Origin of the sequence: Alteromonas sp. BMJM2 (genome assembly GCF_027257845.1) — a bacterium.
Lineage (GTDB): Bacteria > Pseudomonadota > Gammaproteobacteria > Enterobacterales > Alteromonadaceae > Alteromonas.
The window spans coordinates 1-21,736 of record NZ_JAPVOT010000032.1 but is presented as its reverse complement, the minus strand read 5'-3'; the positions used below and the strand labels follow the sequence as shown (position 1 = coordinate 21,736).

Below are 21,736 nucleotides of genomic sequence, written 5' to 3'. Positions count from 1 at the left end.
TGAACCTAAGACTCCTGAACTCTCTTCTTGCGCTAGTCGCGCTAGCTTTAACTTAAATGCTCTGTGATGTTTGGACATAAAAAGACCCCCAGTAATTGGATAGTCCAACTATTGGGGGTCACTTCATAATGTTTGGCTCCTTTTTTATTGCTTGTTGTCTCGTCCTGAAATACTTAAATGGCTGCTGCCCGTGTTTGTTTTGAGCCTCTATTGCAAGCCTCTACATCAAAAGCCTTTCTAAACAGCTTTCATAAAGCGCTGTCATCAAAAGCTTTCGCATATAGCTTTCTTCGTATAACGGGTTTGTCACAGCTAAGCATCACTAAGCGATAGATGAGAATGCAAGCCAGTCTTTGTATACCGCGTCTAGTCCTTGCTTTGTAATTGAATTAACGACTTGTTCTACAGGCCGGTTATCATCAATATCAAATTGGCTTAGGGCCTCAGTGGGTTGGCTGTAGCCTCCGGGCTGAGTTTGCGATGCCGCTGACATACTGGTTATACCTAATGAAAGCGCGCCGTCTCTAAACCTTGCCGATTCACGAGTTGATAACGACAGTTCGGCCTGAGGGTTAAATAATCGGTGCGCACAGATTAGTTGAAGTAGCTGCTTTTCGTCTGGCAGTTGAGCGTTTTGCAGCTGGTTTGCGCCGCCTTCGCAGCGCCTTAGGCGAGGAAACGAAATTGAAACACGACTTCGCCAATAGTGTTGCTGTAGCAGCTGGCCATGGAGTGCTGTCATTACGCTGTCTACACGCCAATCTCCTAAGCCAAGTAGCGCACCAATACCAATTTTGTCGATGCCTGCTTTACCAAGGCGATCGGTGGTTTCTAGTCGCCACAAAAAATCCTGCTTTTTGCCTCGCTGGTGATATTTAGCGTAGTGCTGCGGCGAATAGGTCTCTTGATAAACCAATACCGCGTCTAAACCCAGCGCTTTTAGCTTGGCATAATCATCAAGCTTTAGCGGCTGCACCTCCATCATGAGGTAACTTACATTATGCCGTATTGCCTTAAGTACACGCTCAAAATAGTGAACACCCACCTTAGTTTCGTGTTCACCTGTTACCAGCAATACATTGTCGAAACCCATATGCTTAATGGCACTTATTTCGTTTTGTATCTCATTGATATCAAGGGTGGTGCGCTTTATCTTATTGCTCATGGTAAAGCCGCAGTACGTGCACTCATTGGCACATAAGTTAGACAGATACAGAGGCACGAACAAGCTCATGGTATTGCCAAATCGATGGCGAGTGCACTGTTGCGACAGTGCGGCCATGTCTTCTAAATAGGGCAGCGCGGCGTGAGAGATTAGCGCCATAAAGTCATCGACATCAAGGGTGTGCTTAGTGAGCGCGCGCTCCACATCTTTTGCCGTTTTAGCATTAAGCGATAAGGCGATATGAGCTAAATCTTGCTGCAATAATTGTCGGGCTACGTCCATTTACAACTCCAAAAACGAGGTTAAAGGGCTGGTAGCAATACTGCGTTCTTGCGAAGCACCTAAGCCCGCTTCAAACGCCTTACGTCCAGTTTCAACCGCACATTTAAAAGCAGCTGCCATGGCAATAGGCTTATTTGCGGTGGCAATGGCAGTATTCACTAATACCGCATCTACTCCCATCTCCATGGCCGCCATTGCGTCGCTGGGCTTGCCTATACCGGCATCAACAATAACCGGCACTTTTGCCTGCTCAACAATAATGCGAAGAAAGGGTTTTGTTTGTAGCCCTTGATTACTGCCAATAGGCGCACCTAATGGCATAACCGCTGCGCAGCCAACCTCTTCTAGCCGCTTACACAGCACCGGGTCAGCGCCGCAATAAGGCAGCACGTTAAAGCCTTTTTTAACCAGAGTCTCTGCCGCCTTCAATGTTTCGATTGGGTCGGGGAGCAAATAGCGTTGGTCAGGGTGAATTTCCAGCTTTACCCACTGACTGCCAATGGCCTCAAAGGCAAGCTCAGCGGCAAAAACGGCTTCTTCGGCAGTTTTAGCCCCCGATGTATTAGGCAGTAAGGTAACACCAAGCTTTCGCAACAGGGTCAGTGTTTCATCATTGGTAGCGCCCCCTGCATTAAAGGCCACGCGCTTCATGGCTAGAGTGACTATGTCGCTGCCTGATGCAAAAACCGCATCATGCATCGTATTGGCATTACTGAATTTGCCTGAGCCCGTGAGTAATCTCGAAGAAAACTCATTATTTGCGAGTGTAAACATGCCTATCCTCCGGCCACTAGGGTAAATATATCGATATGGTCGCCGTCTTGAAGGTGGGTGAGGGGCCATTGAGACTTGCTTAAAATAGAACGATTGTAGGCAATGGCTGTGCCCTCCATGTGTGTGGCATAAGAATGTGCGAGCTCATCAATGGATATAGGGCTACTACAGGTTTTTCCCTCGCCATTTACTATTATGGTGATTGTTGTATTTTCACCTTTTTTGTCACTGTTTATTTCACCGGTTCTTCCATAGTCGTTTTTGTTGTCTCTTTTAACGTCATGAGTCACGATAGTGTTGGTTTGGTTGTCTTTGTTGCACATTGAATTCATTGGCATACCTTGCAATCTGGTGAGGGAGGTAAGTGAAAGGATTGAACGCTGGCATCAATGGCATTGCCCACGATATAGCGTCCCCACTGAATGGTTGCCGTGTGCCTTTTGGCTAAAAAAAGTAGGGCCTGTGTGGCTTGATGGCAGGCGGCAATCCCCACAACAGGGCCTAAAACGCCCTGACTTCGGCAGTCTTGAGTTACATTTAGCTGTGCCACTAGGCAGTCATAACAACCGCAGGGGGCATCGACTTTGCTGCTAACGTTAGGGGGCTGGCATTGCTGATTAACGTGGTCGGCATGATCTGTCTGGCTAGAGTAATCAGTACCACTAGAATAATCAGTCTCGCTACTATGATGATTCTCGCTAGTACAATGCGAGCTAGGGGCTAACTGATGTGCCGAAGCAAGAAAGGAATGACAGGGTAAATTTATCGCTTGCCAAGACAACCCACTGGCGGCCGCAATGAATAATGGTTTCTTCGCGGCAATGCAGGCGGCGTTAATATCCTTTCTGATAGCAACAGAGTCGGTACAGTCAAGCACGCAGGTAGCACTACCGATAAGCTTTTGAAGATTGCGCTTACAAGCAAACAGACTTTTCGACGTGATATGGATGCTTGGGTCCACTTTATGCAGTTCGTTGCTAAGCGCTTTGGCTTTTAAGTCACCCAAGTGAGTCTCATTGTAAGTTACTTGGCGCTGTAAGTTGCTTACTTCTACAATGTCGCCATCTATTAGAGTGATATTGCCAACACCTGCACCGACTAAAAATCGCGATGCCAACGTACCTAAACCACCAAGCCCTATTACCACAGCATGAGCACTACGAAGGTTTGACTGGCCCTCCTCATCAATTTCGTTCAATAAAAGCTGTCGGCTATAGCGCCTAATATCGTCTTTATTCAGCAAGGCCAGCCTCCTTACCAAGGTGGTAGTAAGCCGTTGTTGGGCAGTGAGCTTCGGTGATTGCGGTTACTACTGCAATGTGTGTAACCCCTGTGTCGGCTACTGCTTTACAGCGGTTTTTGTTAATGCCGCCAATCGCCACTGTAGGAATATCGCCACACAACTCGACATAGCGCTTCAGTCGGTCAATGCCTTGTGGTTGTGATGGCATGTCTTTCGTTTTGGTGGCAAAAATATGACCTAAGGCAATATAGGAAGGCGCCAGTGATTTTACTCGCTGAATCTCAGCATATCCATGGGTAGACACGCCTAGGCGCAGCCCGGCATTTCTTATTGCATCGATGTCTGCGGTAAAAAGATCTTCCTGACCAAGGTGGACACCAAATGCACCATGCTCAATGGCTAGCTGCCAATGATCGTTGATAAAAAGCTGACATGATGTGCCTTTCGTCAGTGCCACTGCCCGTTGTATCTCATTGGAAATACGTTTTTGATCCCACGGGCTAATCTCTTCTTTAATCCGCAGTTGAATAGTTTCAACCCCTGTTGGCAGAAGCGTCTCTATCCAGTCAGCGCTATCAACCACCGGATAAATACCACGCTTAGTTTGTGATAATGGCAAGAACGGCTTGTTGTGCCTTTCATGATGATGTTTATCAAACACGTCGCTATCAGTTTGACACCCGTCATCTGGTGTGAAAGGGCCGTGCTTTATAAAACTTACCGTTGGAAAGGCATCTCTATTTACAGGAAAACCTACCAACTTAGGAACATGGGGCACACTTTGCCGAATAGGTGTCGGCAAGCTTTGCGTATCGGATGACGACGATATATCTCGAACATTTTTTACATAGGCATTGGCAAGGGTGAGCGCATCATTAATGCTATAGCCCTTTGCTACAAACGCCGTGAGGGCACTGGCTTGCATGCATCCCGTTCCCCGCAGGTCGCTGCGGTGAACTCGCGGTTGAGAAAAGGCCGTTTCTTCACTTTCGGTGAAATAAAAATCGGTGGCATCAGGCTGCCACAGTGCGTGGCCACCTTTCACTAAAACACCTTTTACACCGCTATTTATGAGCGTATGTGCCGCATGTCGAACATCGCTATTACTTTTAATTTCGCTTTTAATTTCACGTTCATTGTCAAATCCACTATCGATGAAAATACCAGCAAGGCTTGTTAATTCATGTGTGTTGGGCGTGACTAAATCTACAACACTAAGCAGCTGTTTTATTGCGTCCTTGTTCAGGTTACTTAAGGGGCCTTTTGATGAGCTAAACAACACGGGATCCCACACAATAAATGGTCGCGGGTTTTTTAGCATCTCAATACGAGTGCTCAGAATGTTAGCCTGCCCATCGTTTGCGATAGCGCCAATTTTTATACATAAAGGTAATGCTTCAGCCGCTAATACCTGCCATTGCTCATTAATTAACGATGTCTGCATAGCTTTACTGCTAATCATAGCGCTGTGTGACTGCGCCGAAACCAGTGTGATAATGGCGCAGCCATGCACATCCAAGTCGGCAAGTGTAGCAAGGTCGCGGGTAACCCCCGCGCCTCCACTAGAGTCTGTGCCGCCCACACACCATACTATTGGAGAGCAGGCTGTTTCTCGTTCACTCATGGGTTAGCCTACTGTTTTATCAGCACGGTGATACAACTCGGCGCCGCTCTCATTAAACGCTTTCGCCATATCTTGCATTCCTTGCGTTTTTTCTTGTAGTACTTCCAGTGCTTCTTGTTTGATTGTCTTTTGCTCAGCCTCTTCGGCTTGCTCTTTTGCTGATTCTTTCGCTACTTGCCGCACCTCTTGAGATATTTTCATACTGCAAAATTTAGGGCCGCACATAGAACAAAAGTGAGCCACCTTACCCGATGCTTGGGGCAATGTTTCATCGTGATACGCACGAGCGGTGTGAGGGTCGAGGGCAAGGTTAAACTGATCTTCCCATCTAAATTCAAAGCGGGCTTTAGACATGGCATTGTCCCGAATTTGAGCTCCTGGGTGGCCTTTCGCTAAATCAGCTGCGTGGGCCGCTATTTTGTAAGTGATAAGCCCTTGCTTCACGTCTTCTTTGTTAGGTAAGCCCAAATGTTCTTTAGGCGTTACATAGCAAAGCATTGCGCAGCCATACCAGCCAATCATTGCTGCGCCTATGCCTGAAGTAATGTGATCGTACCCCGGAGCAATGTCGGTCGTTAAGGGGCCAAGGGTGTAAAATGGCGCTTCGTGGCAATGGGTAAGCTGCTCTTCCATATTCGCTTTAATCATGTGCATTGGTACATGACCTGGGCCCTCAATCATCACCTGAACATCGTATTCCCATGCAATTTTGGTCAGTTCACCAAGAGTATGAAGCTCGGCAAACTGGGCTTTATCATTGGCATCGGCAACGCTGCCAGGGCGAAGGCCATCGCCTAAGGAAAGTGATACGTCGTATTGAGCGCAAATTTCACAAATCTCGCGAAAGTATTCGTACAAAAAGCTTTCTTTGTGATGGCTTAAACACCACTTTGCCATAATTGAACCACCCCGAGAGACAATGCCCGTAACGCGGTTGGCCGTAAGCGGCACGTATTCAAGCAACACCCCTGCATGAATAGTGAAGTAATCCACCCCTTGCTCGGCTTGTTCAATAAGTGTGTCTTTGAAAATTGCCCAATCTAGGTCTTCGGCCACACCGTTCACTTTTTCGAGTGCCTGATAAATGGGCACAGTACCTAACGGCACTGGGCTGTTTCTCAACAGCCATTCACGGGTTTCATGAATGTTTCGGCCCGTGGATAAATCCATAATGGTGTCGGCGCCCCATCGGGTAGACCACACTAACTTTTCCACTTCTTCTTCAATGGAAGAAGTCACTGCTGAGTTACCAATATTGGCGTTAATTTTCACTAAGAAGTTGCGCCCAATAATCATTGGCTCTAGTTCGGGATGATTGATGTTACAGGGAATGATTGCCCGGCCAGCCGCCACTTCTTGGCGAACAAACTCTGGGGTAATTGCGTCGGGTAGGTGAGCGCCAAAGCTTTCGCCAGCGTGTTGCTGAGATAGCTCTGCATGCTTTATCGATTGTCTGCCCATGTTCTCCCGAATGGCGATGTATTCCATCTCGGGCGTGATAATGCCTCTGCGAGCATAGTGCAGTTGCGTTACGTTCTTTTGGGCTTTCGCCTTTTTAGGCTTTGCAGTGCGAACAAACCTAAAATCCTCAGTAAATAAATCCGCTTCTCGTTCTTTGGCGAATGACGACGTTACGCCAGTGAGCTCTTGAGTGTCGGCGCGGCTCTCTATCCATGGCGTGCGCAAGGCAGGCAAACCTGTGCGTACATCAATGGTTTCATGCGGGTCGCCATAAGGCCCTGAGGTATCATAAACAGGAATAGGAGGGTTAGGTTCTAAAAGTGGGTTTTCTTCTGTACCACCAATTAAACTGTCATGCTGGTGGATAAGGCGCATAGCAACTTTAATATCATTGCTACTTCCTATCTCATAATGACGAGTAGAGTTTGGGTAAGCCTCACCGGCTAATTCATTGATAAATTGTTGCGCTTGTTGGCGCTGTTCGCGTCGTGTCGACATAGCATTTTGGCCTTCTTCAGTTGGCGTTAAGTAAAATGCTTGTCAGGAGTGAAAAGGAAAATGAAGGCGAAGAAAGTACAATTAATTAGCACTCAATGTAATCGCTTTGGGCGACAGCCTTTGAGAGCCATAATTTTGCGTACCGAGTTTGTTTACGAACCGAATTTACATAATATGTTTATTCTAAAAACAGTGATTTTATGCAAAATGGTTGTATACAAAACCAACATTTTCTCTTGTTCCCTTCGCAGGTATTAGCCTGATCAGGTTCTACGGATCCTGCTTTCGCAGTCTCAGCTTACTGGATCTCCAGTGAAGCACTCCGACAAGTGATTGTTCCATTACTATATGATCACATCAGAGACGATTACAAGCACTGTGTTAATGCACTAAGTGTCATAGTGAGGTTGGTTTTTGAAATTTACAGGCAAAAATGGAGAGCCGAGATCTCGTTGAGTTTTTTCAAGCTCATGTTATTTAATGTTTTTTTCATGTTCGGTGGGGCTGTTCTGCAGCGTGATTAAATTTCTTTTAAATAAAGCTGATTTCAATTAAGTCATCTTAAATAAAGCCATCTGCACTAAAAATAACAGTGCTCAATAGCGCGACTTAACGCTTATTAAGAATAAGCACATCTTCTTTTGGCAGTATTGAGAAATCAAACTCACCGAGAATGTTCATCCCCAAGAGTCCATCTGCATCAGGCAGTGCTTCTTCGGGCAATACAATGGCAGAAATATTCTTAAACGTGTAACCAGCAAACCTAAATTCTGGAATTCGTACGAGGGGGGCTTCAACACTTCCAGAAGCCGTTTGAACATTGAAAATACCAATAAAGCTTAGGTTTTTCATCTTGCCTAAACGGGCATATAAATTAGATGAAATTGCCGTTGTGCTTGCACCGGTATCGAGGATCATAAACGCTCGCTGGTTAAGCGCCACAGCGTTAACGTAATATGAATTACCAATGCGTTCTAGCTTCACGCGCACGTTGTTATCTTCCTCTAAAAACGGGTCTTGAAGCTGGGGTTCGCCAGTAGTATCAGAGTCTGGTTCATTAGCTGCTATCTGCTGATCAGACGCTATATCTCGAATAGCTTGCGCGTCGGGGTCGTTAAAGGGAAGGGCTGCTAATACATCTTCCATTAGGGTAACTTTTAACTGATGGGCGTACGCGGTTGCTAAGTTAACGGTGAACGTTTTGTTATCTGGCACGCGCTGAAAAAGTGGTTCGTTAAGCTTTGCTACCAGCTCCCACTGATGACTGCGACTAAGTTGCTGCTGAGCTTGCTGATACAAGGTTCGAATCTTTTCGTTTATTTCAATTAACGCTGTATTTGATAGGGGCAAATCTGCCAAATCATAATAGTTAAGTAGTGCAGTAGGTAACGGCTTGGTTTGTCTTATAAGCTCTGCCTCTAACAGCAATAAGGGCTCACTTAACGGCGATATTTTCAGCTGTCTGTTGAGGGACGCGGCCAGTGCGGCCATATCACCACTGTGTAGTAACGCATTGAGCTCTGACAGTGAGCGCATTTCTTTTATCGATGCGCCATCTCTGCTCCTAGTATCTATTTTTCTATCATCTATGTTTCTGGCACCGTCGATACTATTGCTACCACTGCGTTTATACGCCTCTTCAGAGCGCAAACTGTTAGGCGAGCTAGCATCATCGTTTTGCGCTGCAAGGTTTTGATTTAACGCATTCTGACTCGACTGTGGAGAATTTGAAAAGCGCTGCCAAAGATAAACATTAAGCATTAGTGAAGCGGCGAGCACCAGCAACAGTGTTATCAGCAGCATGCGGTTCATTTAACTCAGCCTATAGAAAATGGTGCGATGAAGGTAAATATCATTTTGTTTCATATTTAATAGTTCGCAAGTTGCGTGTCTGGGTTAACAAATTAGGGTTTTGCAATGTCGCCAGTTGATATACAGGCAGCGTAATAAGCATCAATAAATTGAGCGGGCATTCGCTTAGGCACTCCAGCATCAAGGCTAACGCAAACAAACGTGGTTAGCGCATCGAATACCGTTTTATTACGTACAGGGCAAATAAATTGAAACTGACGAGTAAGAGTAAGGCGCTTATCGCATTTCACTATCCAGGTTGCGCATTCCAAGGTATCGCCTAGGTGAGCAGGAAGGTGATAGTTGAGTTCATGCCGCTTAATCACCATGCCTCTATTCAGTGATTGATAATCAGCAAATTGCAAGCCAAGCGCATTGGAATGGGCCCAGGCTAGCTTTTCTAACTGCGACACGTAGGCCACGTTATTCACATGCTTGTAGTGGTCGATGTGAGTTTCATCAATATGCCAATGTTGAATAAATGGAGCATCATACATCCAGTTTAACGTATGCTCTGTCACGCTATTTTCCTTTCATGTTCATAGGCTTGCTATCTATTCGGCTTAAACCACTGGCAGCGGGTTATCTTCTGGTAGTGTGGTGTTTTCACTCAGTAATATTTGCATTAGCCTGGTTTCGCGTTCTAACACCGGCTGTATGAAGCTTTGAACATCACCTATTGCTTTAAATGCGTTGAACCCTCGGTCTAAAAATTCGTGTAGCGCCAGTAGCCCAGCCATTTTGGCAGGCCGTCGAGACATGGAAATTAACATACCAATTCCTCGAACCTTGATGACATCGGCTAGTTGATCGCCAAGGTGTGAAATTATGGTGATTTGGCTTTCTCGGTCATCTTTTCGACCTACGCTTCTGTAGGCTTGCGCGTAAGAATCACGGTTAATCGGTTGTGTCGCAAAATGTTTATTTAAATATTGCGCCATTTCCATGTCTAAATCGAAAGACAGCGCATTTAACGACAGTGCGTCGTTCATGGCGTTCATTGCTTTTTCGGGGAGCACTTTGGCAAGTTTAGGGATAACTCTTACCAAATCGGCGTCTCTCTGGCTAAAATCTTTAGGGCCGTAAAGCTCCTCTACGAAAAAAGCCATCGCTTTTTGATAGCGCTGCTGTTTCGCAAGATCATCATGAGACACTAAAAGCCGCTGACATTGCCAGTCTTGAAGTTGATGGATGAGCGCCATTAGGTTGAGTTTGCTTGCCAAGTCTCGCTGAGCATTTACTCGATGAATATGTTTAATGATCTCTTGCGCCAAAATTCTCACTCCATCGTCAAAGAGGGCGGTTAATGTTGTAAACGTAGATTGACTCATGCGCGTCTAGCTTTCAAGTGAGAAGTCATTTCTTTACTGGTATAATCTCGCAAAATCAAACGCGTACTCAAAGTACGCATTCTTTACAGTCAAAAGTTCATCAAAGCTTTGAGATATTCCCTCTAAGCCATAAGAAGTAAGCGTGAGTTGAAATGAATACCTCTGTCCACCACAACGAATTAAGCGAAATAGACACCGATGTGCCAACGCTTATCGCGTTGTTCAATAACACCTTTGCCGACTTCAACACGCGATTAGTGCTTGGGAGTGATGAACCCATTTACCTGCCCGCGAGTAAGCATTGCAGCTACCACCAAATTGTTTTTGCAAACGGCTTTTTTTCTAGCGCACTGCACGAAGTGGCGCACTGGTGTATTGCGGGTGACAAACGCAGGCTGTTAGAAGATTACGGGTATTGGTACTGTCCAGATGGCAGAGATACACAGCAGCAGCTCGACTTTGAAAAGGTAGAAATAAAGCCCCAGGCTATTGAGTGGGCGTTTACTGAGGCTGCGGGAAGGCAGTTTCAGGTAAGCACCGATAATCTTAATGGGGCCGAACCTGACCGAGAGGGGTTTACCGCAAACGTTGCCGCGCAGTTAGCGCACTACAGGCAAGCTGGTTTTCCCCATCGAGCCCAGCGATTTATTTCGGCGCTCGCCACCACGTTTTCCGTTGACAAAAACAACGACACTTCATCAACTAAATGCATTGGAGATGACGCCGCATGAGCCCCCCAAGTTTTCGGCTAGGAATTATTGTAAACCCCTTTGCGGGCATAGGCGGCGCGCTTGCATTAAAGGGTAGTGATGGCGCTCAAATAAGAGAAAAGGCCCTTGCCATGGGTGCCGAGAAAAAAGCCAATGAAAAAATGGCTAAAGCGCTGAGTATTTTAGACGCGCTCTCTGGGCAATTTACGGTGCTTACGGCATCGGGCGAAATGGGTGAAAGCGTTTGTGCCTCTTTGGGAATTCCTTGCGAGGTTATTTATCACGCCCCTGAAGCTCAGACCGAGGGGGAAGATTCAGAAAATGCAGCTCGTGCAATGGTAGAAGCCGGTGTCGATTTGTTGTTATTCGCCGGTGGTGATGGAACCGCTCGCAATATTTGTCGCGTTGTAGGCGAGGCTATTCCGGTGCTAGGCGTTCCCGCTGGATGTAAAATTCACTCTGGTGTTTATTGCGTTTCTCCAGCAGCTGCAGGGCAGGTAGTGAGCCAAATGATTGCTGGAGAGTTAGTCAGTGTCATGGACGCAGAGGTGCGCGACATAGACGAAGACGCCTTTAGAGGCGGTAAAGTCATTGCCAAGCATTACGGTGAAATGCGAGTTCCCGCCGAACTGACTTACGTTCAAGCAGTAAAAATGGGAGGCAAGGAAGACGAGGCTTTGGTGCTTGATGATATCTCTGCCTTCGTATCGGAAATTATGGAAGACGAACCAGACACCTTTTTTGTGATGGGCTCTGGCTCAACCGTTGGCTCGGTAATGGAGTATTTAGGGCTAGACAACACGTTGCTTGGTGTCGATGTCATCAAAAACGGAGAGCTTGTTGCCAATGATGTAACCGCTTCAGAACTAGTAGAGTTAACCCGTAACAAGCCTAGCAAAGTAGTGCTTACCGTTATTGGCGGTCAGGGACACATTCTCGGGCGAGGCAATCAGCAGTTAAGCCCTGCTTTTATTCGCCAGTTGGGCAAAGAAAACATGATAGTTGTGGCAACCAAACAAAAGGTTCAAGCGCTAGAGGGCAAGCCCCTTCGGTTAGACTCTGGCGACCCACAATTAGATGAGGAACTTGCTGGTGCGTTTACTATTATCACCGGCTATAAAGACAAAGTGTTATACAACGCCCTGTAAAACGAATTGTAAAAACGAACTAAGCAATAACAAAGGAGAAGAGAGTGTTACCACCTGCTGCTGCACCACAAGACGTGGTAGAAAAAATCGCAAAAATAGAGGCTGCACTAGATGATGTTGTCAATCATGGAGATGATGATGAGCTGTTTATCGCAAGTTATCTGCAGGGGCATTTTGCAGTAGAGTCTCGCCAATTAGAAATGAAAGAAAACGCAACCATGAACCAGCTTGATGACAACATGACGACAAGCTTAGAGCGTGCGTTTGCAAATAATGAGCTTGAAAAAAACGATGCAAAACGAGTAAATGCATTATGGTCTCGCCTATTTAATGCATTGTAAATTAAGCAACAATTACCGCATTTATTCATCTTGTGTTCAGATAATATCTATTATATTGTGCTCTCGTTTTTTAGAAGCATCGAAAAGATAACGGTGCTAGCAATATAAAAAGGATTTATTATGTTTGTTACACGTGCAGCCCTTTGCGCCCTTGCTCTAGCTACTCCTACCGTATTTGCCGAAACTACGCCAATTAACGATGAAGTCAGCATTGGTTTCTCTGATGTCAGAGATGCAGATGATAATTTCATTGGTGCCAGCTACCGTCATTATTTTGATACGGTAAATATCGGCGAGCAGGCTTACGCAATAAGCCCATACCTTCAGCGCAGCAACAATGTATCGGTAGACTATTTCGGTATTGATAACGTCGATCAGTTTAATGTTACTGGAGAATGGTTTTCACAAGACGATTTAGTGGTAAGAGGCCGTTACGGTAGAACGACTGACGACAACAGATTCTACGATGCAACCCTACAGCGCTTTGGCGTTGATGTTTCAAAGTTTGTTTCTGAAAATTGGGAAGTGGGAGCGGGCGTCGATTTTTACGATCTTGATGAAACCTTCAGAGCTTTTGATGGTGGAAGCGATGTGCAACGTTTTGGTGATTCTGAATTCAGTGCCAGTGTATTCGCTCGCTACACAAGCTTCGGTTTCAATCCTTCAAGCTTCAAACCTGGTTGGGATATCAAGCTTAAAGGTACGCACTTTGATGATGAGCTTACATTAGAAGTCGATGCTGATTACTACTTCAAAGCCAACTGGAGTGTAGGTGTTATGGCAATACACGAGAACAATGATCGCTTTGGTTCTGAAAACGTCATAGAGTTGGGCACTAACTATTGGTTTAATGCGCATTCGTCAATTCGCTTTGGTGCTGGTGTTGATACCGATGAAGGCACACTAGGCTCATTAACGCTATTAGGTACATTTAGATTTTAGGCCTCACGAATTCTATTTCTTTCTAAAGCCTCGCTATGCGGGGCTTTTTCTTGCCATCCGTCCTGTAGAACGAGCTGCCAAGTAGATCAATCTATACGTATTTTGAGTATGTAGTAAAGTTCACACGCCTTAATAATTATTCAAAAGGTAAGTTAATGTCACTGCGCTCGTTTACGCAATTTTGCTCTATTGTCCCATTGATAAGTGCAGTCGCACTGGTGTTTAGTGGGCCTGCACTCGCATTCTTTGAAAAAGAGCAGGCAGAGTCGCGCGCAACAGGCTGTAACGACCCTAAATACAAACAGTTTGTTGAAGAGCGGCTTGACTATTTTGAACGCAAAAACAAGCGAATGTTGAACCGTACTCAACGAGACTATGAGCGAAGCAGCCAAGCGAATAGCAATCCGTATCAAGTGATAGGGGATTTAAGCCGACACCTTATTTACAGCGCTCAATTTGAGTCGGTACAAACCGTAAACGCCAAGATAGATATTATGTTCCAGCACGGCGAACGCTTAAGCAGAGATCAGCAAATAGCCGGTAATGTATTTGATAATTTTAGTATAGAAGCGCATTTTGTTGGAATAGCCAGGGCGTGGGCGGCCTATCGGCAGGGACGCAATCAAGAGGCTTTCAATGAGCTATTAACATCAATTGATGTGAGTAACTCAGCTGTTATGGAATCATTTGGACCTGACTTCACCTTTATCCGCCGTATCTACCGCGATGGTCACACCAAGCCAGTGGTTGCCTATCTTAATAAAACCAAAGATTTTTGGACAGGGAAGCGAGCGGATGCGCTTCGCTTTGCGTGGCTTACCATGATTGAACAGGGCTGCGCTATCCAGTTTGATTCACTCGATAGTATTAAATTTGCAGAGCTGGGCTTGATAACAAAATAGGTAAACAGAGAAGGGAAATATCTATAAGCTCAGTGGCGCTTACATTTACATTTAATGTAAGCGCCACCAATCAGCAAAATGTTTGTTTACATAAAGGGGGTAAGCGCCTCTACTTCTTTTAACTGTGGTGCCACAGTTTCAGTATCGCCAACAATGGTCAAATGCATATTGCCCACGTTCAGATATTTTTTCGTAACATTGCTAATATCTTCAGTTGATACTGCATAAACGTTCTTAACGTAATCTTCGAGGTAGCCTTTATCTAAACCATGAAGTTCAATAAAAGCTAACTGAGAGATTATTGCGCTGCGTGACGAATTACGAAGCACAAAGATACCCGCCATATAATTTTTAATGCCCGTCAATTCCTCTTTGCCTGGCGCTTCCTTTGCAAGGAGGTTTATCTCTTTGATAATTTCATGCAACGATGCGCCCGTCGCCTCAGCCGTGACGTCGGCACCTTGATACCACAAACCACTGCCTACCCGCGTTACCACCGATGAGTTAGGGGAGTAAGTGTAGCCTTTATCTTCTCGAATATTTGATGTAATGCGGCTAGAAAACGCGCCTCCAAGAAGGGTGTTCATTACATTTAAGCCCATATAATCAGGGTGAGAGGGAGCGATAGTCGCTAAGCCCAAACGAATTGTAGATTGTGGCGCTTCCTTTCTTTCAAGCATAGTCAGTGAAGGGCCCGCTTGGGTAATGACGGTTTTGCGTTCGGGTATGTCACCTTTTTTCCATTCACTAAATGCAGACTCAACGGCTGAAGCTACTTTATTTTTGTCAAATACCCCCGACACATACAAATGGCTTCGGTTAGGAACGAGATTTGTTGAAATAAACGATGCTGTATCTTTCGCTGAAATAGCGTCGATGCTTTCACTTGTCGGATAGAACTTTCCATACGGATGGTTGCCATAAATCGACTTATAAAAAGCTTCTGTAGCTATTGAAGCCGGGCTCGACTTAGAGACAGACAAGCGACGTTGAGTGTCACTTTTAATCCGTTCTAAATCAGATTCCGCAAAGTTGGCATTGAGTGCTAAATCTGCAATAACGTTTGCAGCATCATCAGCGAATTCCGATAGCACACTCATGCCTAAGTAACTCGAGTCCATTCCCACCGATGAATCAATAGCGCCACCCATACTGGCAACTGCTTCAGCTAGTTCTTTTGCGGTTTTGTTTTTAGTGCCCTGTCTAAGCATTTCATAGCTGATGTCTGAAAGCCAAACATGCTCGCCATCGTCAATGTTCCCCGTATTGGTTCTCAGCTGAAGCGTGACTTTTGGCGTAGTGCCGTAGGGAATAAAAGTAACTTTTAGCCCATTGTCCAAGGTCATTGTCTCAGTAGCTGGCAATGAGAAATTTTTCGGTTCGCCTCCCGTGGGAGGAGCTTCTTTTGCTATTGACTGAAAAGAGCAGAATGCAATAATTGACGTAGCAAGAAGTGTTTTCGTCATTGTTTTTGTTATCTTCATTGTTACTCTCCTAGCTCGTTATTATTGCGCTCTACTTCGGTAGGTTGTGGCTCAGACTCTTCTGCATTGTCTTCGTTGGGTGCTTCACCCGGTGTTATCGTTAAGATGGTTCTGTTAGTAGGACGCAAGTATTCCTTCACCGTTTGCATTATGAGCTCTGGCGTTACCTTTTTAAAATTAGCCTCAATATCATTTATTTTGCTTGGCTCATCATCGAATAATGCAAAACTTGCCAATAAATCTGCGCGGCCAAACCCGTAAAAACCATCGACGGCATCGAAAAGGCTAGAGCGAATTTTCACAATGGCCCGTGACATTTCTTCATCAGACAGAGGTTGTTCTTGCAGTTTATTAACGACGTTATCGATAGCATTTGTAATGGTATCTCTGCTAACGTTTTCATCGTGCGTAAACGAGCTCGTCCATAGCATGGGGCCGTTGTAATTAAACATATTGCCAAGAAGATGGTTAATACCACCGCTCACGCTTCCGGTAATTTGTTTGTCTTTAACTAACTCTTGATAAAGTAAGCTGTCCTCACCTTGAACAAGAATTTGGTCGATTATGCCCATTGCGTAATATTCAGGTGTATTGCGCTCTGGCATTTTGTAAGAAAAGGCATAGGCGGGTTTCGGCGCTAGCTTATCGTACTTGTTAAACACTTTTTCCTTTTCTTGACGAAGTTCCGATAAGTCGGGCTGTGGCGCAAGCTCGGCCGACGGAATAGCGGCAAAATATTGTTCAACCATCGCTTTCGCTTCTGCAACATCAATGTCGCCTACGACAGCTAACACTGCGTTATTGGGCGAGTAATACATATTAAAGAACGAGTCGACATCTTCTAAGTTAGCGGCATCGAGGTCTGCAAGATCACCGTAGAAGTTGTGTGAATTATACCAATTGTTGTAAGCATACTGAGGCATGTCTAACCACGGGAAACCGCCATAAGGTTGGTTTAACACATTCACTTTAACTTCGTTTTTCACCACGCCTTGCTGGTTAGTGAGATTTTCTTGAGTGATGGCTAAGCCTTTCATTCGATCGGCTTCAGCCCATAGGAAGGTTTCTAATTTGTGCGCAGGTATAATTTCAAAGTAATTGGTATAGTCGAAGCGGGTAGAGCCATTAAGTACACCGCCGTTGTCGTTGACTAGCTGTATAAACTCCATTTTGCCTAAATTCTCAGACCCCTGAAACATCATATGCTCAAATAAATGAGCAAACCCTGTGCGGTTCTTAGGTTCATTTCTAAACCCAATGTTGTAGTACACTGCCACCGTAACCGTTGGAGAGGTATTATCTTTAGATAAAACAACTTTTAAACCGTTATCTAGTGTGAAATATTCCACAGGCACATTGAAAGACGCGCCCATATCAACATTTTCACTGGCTTTTGCAATTTGAGACGCTTTCTTTTCCATTGACGGTGATGTTTCAGCATTGCTCGGGCCTTCACTACAGCCAGTTAGCAATATAGTCATAACGCTCGCTGCTATTAAGGATAGTTTCTTCATATTATTCTCGTTTGTTTTTAGCTTTACCGTATTAACCGGCTTTTACGTTTACTTTACATTCAGGCTCTTGCTGCCACACATAACTATTTGGCTAGGAGCAAAACAGGTAACACGTTGATGTTGAATACTAAGCATGCGCTTCGAACCTTTTATGGTCAATGATAATTAGTTACAGAGTATGTCGCCATATCACCGGTGCAGGTTAAACTACAATGCATGTGCAAAACCGATAAAAAATAGGGTTACAGGAGCAAAGGCTGTAGTGCTTTAGTGAATCTACTGATGGTCACGACGTTGAATTTATACCGGGAGAAACACAGGCAATTACCTCAAATTCATAGCCTAAATCCGCAGTCTCCGATTTTTTCACAGTGAGTATTTCGTAATCATTGAGCTCTATCACTCTGGTATTTTCAGGGTGCTTGCAGCGCGAGTATAGGTTTGCTTCATACGAATAAATAAATTCAGCTAAAATTTCTTTTTGCGTCAACTTAATGCCATCACTTTTTCTTATTATTGCGTCGCGAGAAAAATGGTCTTCGTCTTCCTGTTCCTGTTCCTGTTCCGTGTTTTTTACTTCCGAGGAAGGAGTCGATAAATTAGCTTCTTCAAAGTCAGTTGAGGCATTGTCCGAAGTGTCAACTTCACCATCAGCATTAATGAAACCTACATAAACAGAGCCTAATACGGGACTGCTTTGGTTCAAAAAACCAGATTGGATACTCCCGAATAGAAAAAATATCAACAAATAAGTTGCCAATATGTATCGAATTACAGCTGTAGTAAGAGGAAAACGATAGTGCGGTTTGTGCCAGGTTTTATCAATACCAAATGGCTTGAGGACTATCAGCAGCAATAGGTACAAAGGAAATAATATCTGTACAGCTAATAGCATTAAAAAGCTAGATAAGATAAACCAAGTGGGTATGTTGATAATAAGCGCTACATTTTGGCTATAAGTTAAGTGTTCGGCGCTTACACGAGTTACTTCATTGACCAAACCAGAGGCCGAAGCCAAAGCGGTGTTAGCCATTATGGCGTAAAAGGTAAGAATAAAGGCTTTGCCCTGCAAGCTATCCCATATTTTCAGAAAGTGCGGCCAGAATTCATGGGTTAGTCCGGCCAGAATAATAAAACTGGGTATTGTGGTGTAAACAAACTCTAAACTATCTAGAGACACCATTACTATTAAGATGACTAACGAGATTAAAAAACATAGCTGAGCAAACGTTAAGCTTTTCCAAAACGATTGAAGGTGTGAAAGCAAACTGCCTAGTTTCTTCAAACCTATTATTGAAGTATAAAATAGCTGAGTAGCAAACTTGCCAAAAGTACGTGAAGTATACTGAAATGACTGTTGCGCAGTGGTAAGCAACTTGCGCAAGGGTAAAGAAACGTCCATTTAAATAAAGCCATCGTAAATTGATGCGCCTATAGTAGCGCTTCTTGAGACTTAGGCAAGTAATTGATAAGACAATATAAAAGGTCTCGAAAAGTGATGGACAGTATCGAGGGGGTAACCCAGTGCATCACACGGCCAAACTTATTCTTCAAGCTAAGTTGATAGCTGTACCTAGGGCTTCCTCTGACCAGAGTTGGCTCATTTCGGGAAAAGTAATTCAGCGTAACAGCGAGAAACAACACCATAGCGAGTCCAAAGAAAACGTATCCCAACTAGGCTAGGTAGCGCGCGATACACAATAATGCGCCTAGGTTATTAGGCTTTAAGTTGGAGTAGGGTACTAGTGTCATAATAATTCCATTTATAAGTGTTTACACTGGTTTTTTTGTTTTGTGGCATTATTGATAAAAGTATACAAGGGCCTTTTAAAAAAACTATTATCCAAATTCTGTACGCCTGAGCATATAAATTTAAAACAAGGGGCGCAGGGGCGTGGGCTAATATACGAAGCAGCCCACGTGTTAGCGTCCCAGCAAACGAAGTGAGTGACTTAATGTTTTGTTAGAAGCCCAAACGCCGTTGTTCATTGCGAGGAACGTGTGGACTTACATTGCCACCAAATGTTTATTTGTACACCTTGCCTATGTCTGAAGTTAATTTCAGCGTTACTAGGTAAGGTGAGCCCGCTTTTGTCGAAAGACTTAAGCGTTTTATTAGGCATGTACACACGCCCTCGTTACTCAATTGCTCTTTAACTTCTAAGATAAATTTATTCGTTTGCTCTTCTGTTCCGAAAAGTTTTTTATTTGATAAAAATAGACCTTGGAGGTCTTCGAATATACTTAAACTCGTTTCTAAATTTGTACAGTGGTAGGCCTTCAAATTCTTTTTATTGTCTTAAGTTAAAAGGCTGACGGACTGAGAGGCTATAAGCATTTCAGAAACATTGGATGATTGGATGCTATGAATGAATAAAATATACCCTAGAAACCCAGCAATAAGGGCCCCCAAAGCGAAAGCGCGGATGAGTAACTGCTTCACGAACGCAGTGAGTGAGCTTAAATTTTAAACTTGACGTCATAGTCGTTTGTTAGGTACGTTTATAAACATCGGAGCGGTGCCCGACTTTTATCACCTGTACTACAAGCTCGGTTTCTCGGATTTCATAAATAATTCTATAAAGACCTTGCCGGATACGATACAAGTCGAGTCCGCTAAGCTTAATTGCTCCATCTCTTCGCGGGTTTTCAGCTAATAAGTCGATTTTGGCGAGGATCTCTTTACCGTCCGACTTCGGAATTGTCCTAAAGTCTTTTACTACTGATTTCTTGAAAGTGACACTATATTTTTCCATCAGCTTCCAGACTGTTTAGCAAGTCCTCATAGGAAATGTCGGGCTCTTTAGCCCTTTGTCTTACCGCAGCCAAATCTTCTTGATCTTCTTTCAAAAGGAGTCTTACTGCTTCATCAATCAGTTCTGATATTGAGGTATCTGATGATGCTGCCCGCAGTTTCAAAGCATTATGAATTGCTGGTTCGAAGTAGACGGTTGATCGTTTTGATAAAGTACTCATGTATAAGTCTCCACTTAAGTAACATTAAAACATTATAGCGTTAAGATGTCAGTGGGGCTAATTTTTGCTCAGTAGTATCTAACACCCGCATAACGGGCAAAAATACGTAGGCTACAATACCAAGCGAAGCGCAGGGAGCCTACGCGTTTTTGTCCCAAGCAGCGCCAGCGACTGAGTTAAAGAGTTCGATAGTTGCCGTAAATTCAATAGGTGTGCTAACATTTGTGAGCACATTTCATAGGGAGTTTATCATGGATACCCGTATTCAGTTTAGAGTAGATGAAGAAACTAAACGGCTAGCTCAGATAATGGCCGAAAGCCAAGGACGCACTTTAAGTGACGCTTGTAGAGAGCTTACGGAAGAGCTTGCTGAACAGCAACGCAAAATAATTACCCATGAGCAGTGGCTTACTGAAGAGGTTAATGCTGCGTTTAATAAATTAGAAAGTGGGCAAAGTAAGTTTGTCAGTCATGAAGACGCAAACTTGGACATGGAAGCTCGAAAAATGAAAATTAGGAATAAAGCCAAAAAATGATCGTTTGGGAAAAAAGTTCGTTGGACGATCGTGAGGCTATTTTCGAGTTTTTATACGAATTTAACCCATTAGCAGCAGAAAAAACTGATGCAATAATAGAGAAAAAAGTTGAAAACTTGAATCAGCAATCTCTTATGGGATTGGAGAGAGAGGGGATACCGGGAAGGCTGTTAATAATTCCAGAGGTTTCAATGATTGTTTCATATTTCATAAAAGACGACATTATTCACATTCTTCGGGTTTTACACCAAAAGCAAAAATTTCCTGTAGGCAACTAACTTTTAAATAAGGTGCGCAGACATGTGGGGCATAATGGCGAAGCCGCCCCGCGTGTATCCGTCCCAGTGACCGCAGGGAGTGATCTTGACCGGTTTGTTATGATCGTGCCAAAAAGACAACTGCATTTCCTATAATTATAATTTGTTCAGTAGCTTTTAATCCTTCATCGGGATCTTTTTTAAAAATAACTGCCAATCTGTCTTTGAATAACTCCATGCTTTCAAATCCACCGTTTTTATATTGATGGGTAAATAATAAGCAGTTATCACTTCTTTGATACTCTGAATCTAAGCATGATTGGGCTTGAATAGCCAAAGCATTAATATTTGAAAGAACCATGGCATCTGTTGGTTTCTCGGGTTGACTCATACAGGCACTGAGACTTAACCCTACCATTAAGACAATTAATTTAAGATACGATTTGGTCAAATCTACTCTTAAGAATATAACACCCGCACAACGGGCAAAAATACGTAGGCTATAATACCGAGCGAAGCGAAGGGAGCCTACGTGTTTTTGTCCCTAGCGAGCGCAGCGAGTGTTAATGCGTTTGATAATCATTGAGCCTCCTCCCTATCAGCATAAACTAAGTTTATCCTAATAGGCGACCAAACCAAGGGAGAAAACTCAATGAACTTTTATACTAATACACATCCGTACTATTGTGGAATCGAT

General features: G+C 44.2%; 22 protein-coding genes and 1 riboswitch. Of the genes, 7 read left to right on the top strand and 15 right to left on the bottom strand.

What is annotated here, in order from left to right:
• Positions 1-322: 322 nt before the first annotated feature.
• The 9 genes from thiH to O9X84_RS18830 all read right to left on the bottom strand — a co-directional run bounded on the left by thiH (position 323) and on the right by O9X84_RS18830 (position 10,172).
• On the bottom strand, positions 323-1,447 hold the full coding sequence (gene thiH, locus O9X84_RS18870; protein ID WP_269521216.1) for a 2-iminoacetate synthase ThiH: 1,125 nt from the start codon (positions 1,445-1,447) through the stop codon (positions 323-325).
• Positions 1,448-2,221: a thiazole synthase gene (locus O9X84_RS18865; protein ID WP_269521215.1), complete on the bottom strand. Its 774-nt coding sequence runs from the start codon at positions 2,219-2,221 to the stop codon at positions 1,448-1,450. It lies immediately after the preceding gene.
• Positions 2,222-2,223: 2 nt separating this feature from the next.
• Positions 2,224-2,553 (bottom strand): sulfur carrier protein ThiS, encoded by a 330-nt coding sequence (thiS, locus tag O9X84_RS18860; RefSeq protein ID WP_269521214.1) that lies wholly within the window; start codon positions 2,551-2,553, stop codon positions 2,224-2,226.
• A complete protein-coding gene (locus O9X84_RS18855) occupies positions 2,550-3,464 on the bottom strand; it encodes a HesA/MoeB/ThiF family protein (RefSeq protein WP_269521213.1) in 915 nt (304 codons plus the stop codon). Before O9X84_RS18855 ends, thiS begins: the two co-directional genes overlap by 4 nt.
• The gene (gene thiE, locus O9X84_RS18850; protein WP_269521212.1) at positions 3,454-5,088 is read right to left on the bottom strand and encodes a thiamine phosphate synthase; all 1,635 of its coding nucleotides are present in this window, start codon (positions 5,086-5,088) and stop codon (positions 3,454-3,456) included. The genes O9X84_RS18855 and thiE overlap by 11 nt, the downstream gene beginning before the upstream one ends.
• A gap of 3 nt (positions 5,089-5,091) precedes the next feature.
• On the bottom strand, positions 5,092-7,047 hold the full coding sequence (thiC, locus tag O9X84_RS18845; RefSeq protein ID WP_269521211.1) for a phosphomethylpyrimidine synthase ThiC: 1,956 nt from the start codon (positions 7,045-7,047) through the stop codon (positions 5,092-5,094).
• A 223-nt stretch (positions 7,048-7,270) separates the two neighbouring features.
• Positions 7,271-7,382, bottom strand: a riboswitch (TPP riboswitch).
• Positions 7,383-7,656: 274 nt separating this feature from the next.
• A complete protein-coding gene (locus tag O9X84_RS18840) occupies positions 7,657-8,859 on the bottom strand; it encodes a retropepsin-like aspartic protease family protein (protein WP_269521210.1) in 1,203 nt (400 codons plus the stop codon).
• Positions 8,860-8,951: 92 nt separating this feature from the next.
• On the bottom strand, positions 8,952-9,419 hold the full coding sequence (locus O9X84_RS18835) for an acyl-CoA thioesterase (RefSeq protein ID WP_269521209.1): 468 nt from the start codon (positions 9,417-9,419) through the stop codon (positions 8,952-8,954).
• A gap of 42 nt (positions 9,420-9,461) precedes the next feature.
• Positions 9,462-10,172 (bottom strand): FFLEELY motif protein, encoded by a 711-nt coding sequence (locus tag O9X84_RS18830; RefSeq protein WP_269521217.1) that lies wholly within the window; start codon positions 10,170-10,172, stop codon positions 9,462-9,464.
• Positions 10,173-10,381: 209 nt separating this feature from the next.
• Between O9X84_RS18830 and O9X84_RS18825 the strand changes: the two genes are divergently transcribed.
• The 5 genes from O9X84_RS18825 to O9X84_RS18805 all read left to right on the top strand — a co-directional run bounded on the left by O9X84_RS18825 (position 10,382) and on the right by O9X84_RS18805 (position 14,272).
• A complete protein-coding gene (locus O9X84_RS18825) occupies positions 10,382-10,960 on the top strand; it encodes an elongation factor P hydroxylase (protein ID WP_269521208.1) in 579 nt (192 codons plus the stop codon).
• On the top strand, positions 10,957-12,087 hold the full coding sequence (locus tag O9X84_RS18820; protein ID WP_269521207.1) for an ATP-NAD kinase family protein: 1,131 nt from the start codon (positions 10,957-10,959) through the stop codon (positions 12,085-12,087). The genes O9X84_RS18825 and O9X84_RS18820 overlap by 4 nt, the downstream gene beginning before the upstream one ends.
• A gap of 44 nt (positions 12,088-12,131) precedes the next feature.
• Positions 12,132-12,428, top strand: a complete 297-nt coding sequence (locus tag O9X84_RS18815) for a YfcL family protein (protein ID WP_269521206.1) — start codon at positions 12,132-12,134, stop codon at positions 12,426-12,428.
• A gap of 120 nt (positions 12,429-12,548) precedes the next feature.
• Positions 12,549-13,370, top strand: coding sequence for a hypothetical protein (locus O9X84_RS18810; RefSeq protein ID WP_269521205.1), 822 nt, complete (start codon positions 12,549-12,551; stop codon positions 13,368-13,370).
• A 155-nt stretch (positions 13,371-13,525) separates the two neighbouring features.
• Positions 13,526-14,272: a hypothetical protein gene (locus O9X84_RS18805; protein WP_269521204.1), complete on the top strand. Its 747-nt coding sequence runs from the start codon at positions 13,526-13,528 to the stop codon at positions 14,270-14,272.
• An 86-nt stretch (positions 14,273-14,358) separates the two neighbouring features.
• Here the strand turns inward: O9X84_RS18805 and O9X84_RS18800 are convergent, their stop codons facing one another.
• The 5 genes from O9X84_RS18800 to O9X84_RS18780 form a co-directional block, all read right to left on the bottom strand.
• Positions 14,359-15,756: a M16 family metallopeptidase gene (locus O9X84_RS18800; RefSeq protein ID WP_269521203.1), complete on the bottom strand. Its 1,398-nt coding sequence runs from the start codon at positions 15,754-15,756 to the stop codon at positions 14,359-14,361.
• A gap of 2 nt (positions 15,757-15,758) precedes the next feature.
• Positions 15,759-17,270 carry a M16 family metallopeptidase gene (locus O9X84_RS18795; RefSeq protein WP_269521202.1) on the bottom strand — a complete coding sequence of 504 codons (1,512 nt, stop codon included), beginning with the start codon at positions 17,268-17,270 and terminating at the stop codon, positions 15,759-15,761.
• A 286-nt stretch (positions 17,271-17,556) separates the two neighbouring features.
• Positions 17,557-18,672 (bottom strand): hypothetical protein, encoded by a 1,116-nt coding sequence (locus O9X84_RS18790; RefSeq protein ID WP_269521201.1) that lies wholly within the window; start codon positions 18,670-18,672, stop codon positions 17,557-17,559.
• Positions 18,673-19,762: 1,090 nt separating this feature from the next.
• The gene (locus O9X84_RS18785) at positions 19,763-20,026 is read right to left on the bottom strand and encodes a type II toxin-antitoxin system RelE family toxin (RefSeq protein WP_269521200.1); all 264 of its coding nucleotides are present in this window, start codon (positions 20,024-20,026) and stop codon (positions 19,763-19,765) included.
• On the bottom strand, positions 20,013-20,246 hold the full coding sequence (locus tag O9X84_RS18780; protein WP_269521199.1) for a ribbon-helix-helix domain-containing protein: 234 nt from the start codon (positions 20,244-20,246) through the stop codon (positions 20,013-20,015). The genes O9X84_RS18785 and O9X84_RS18780 overlap by 14 nt, the downstream gene beginning before the upstream one ends.
• A 251-nt stretch (positions 20,247-20,497) precedes the next feature.
• Between O9X84_RS18780 and O9X84_RS18775 the strand changes: the two genes are divergently transcribed.
• Both O9X84_RS18775 and O9X84_RS18770 read left to right on the top strand, forming a co-directional pair.
• Complete coding sequence (locus O9X84_RS18775; RefSeq protein WP_269521198.1) at positions 20,498-20,782, top strand: damage-inducible protein J; 285 nt, start codon at positions 20,498-20,500, stop codon at positions 20,780-20,782.
• A complete protein-coding gene (locus O9X84_RS18770) occupies positions 20,779-21,060 on the top strand; it encodes a type II toxin-antitoxin system RelE/ParE family toxin (RefSeq protein ID WP_269521197.1) in 282 nt (93 codons plus the stop codon). Before O9X84_RS18775 ends, O9X84_RS18770 begins: the two co-directional genes overlap by 4 nt.
• 97 nt (positions 21,061-21,157) lie before the next feature.
• Here the strand turns inward: O9X84_RS18770 and O9X84_RS18765 are convergent, their stop codons facing one another.
• A complete protein-coding gene (locus tag O9X84_RS18765; protein WP_269521196.1) occupies positions 21,158-21,430 on the bottom strand; it encodes a hypothetical protein in 273 nt (90 codons plus the stop codon).
• Between the last annotated feature and the right edge of the window lie 306 nt (positions 21,431-21,736).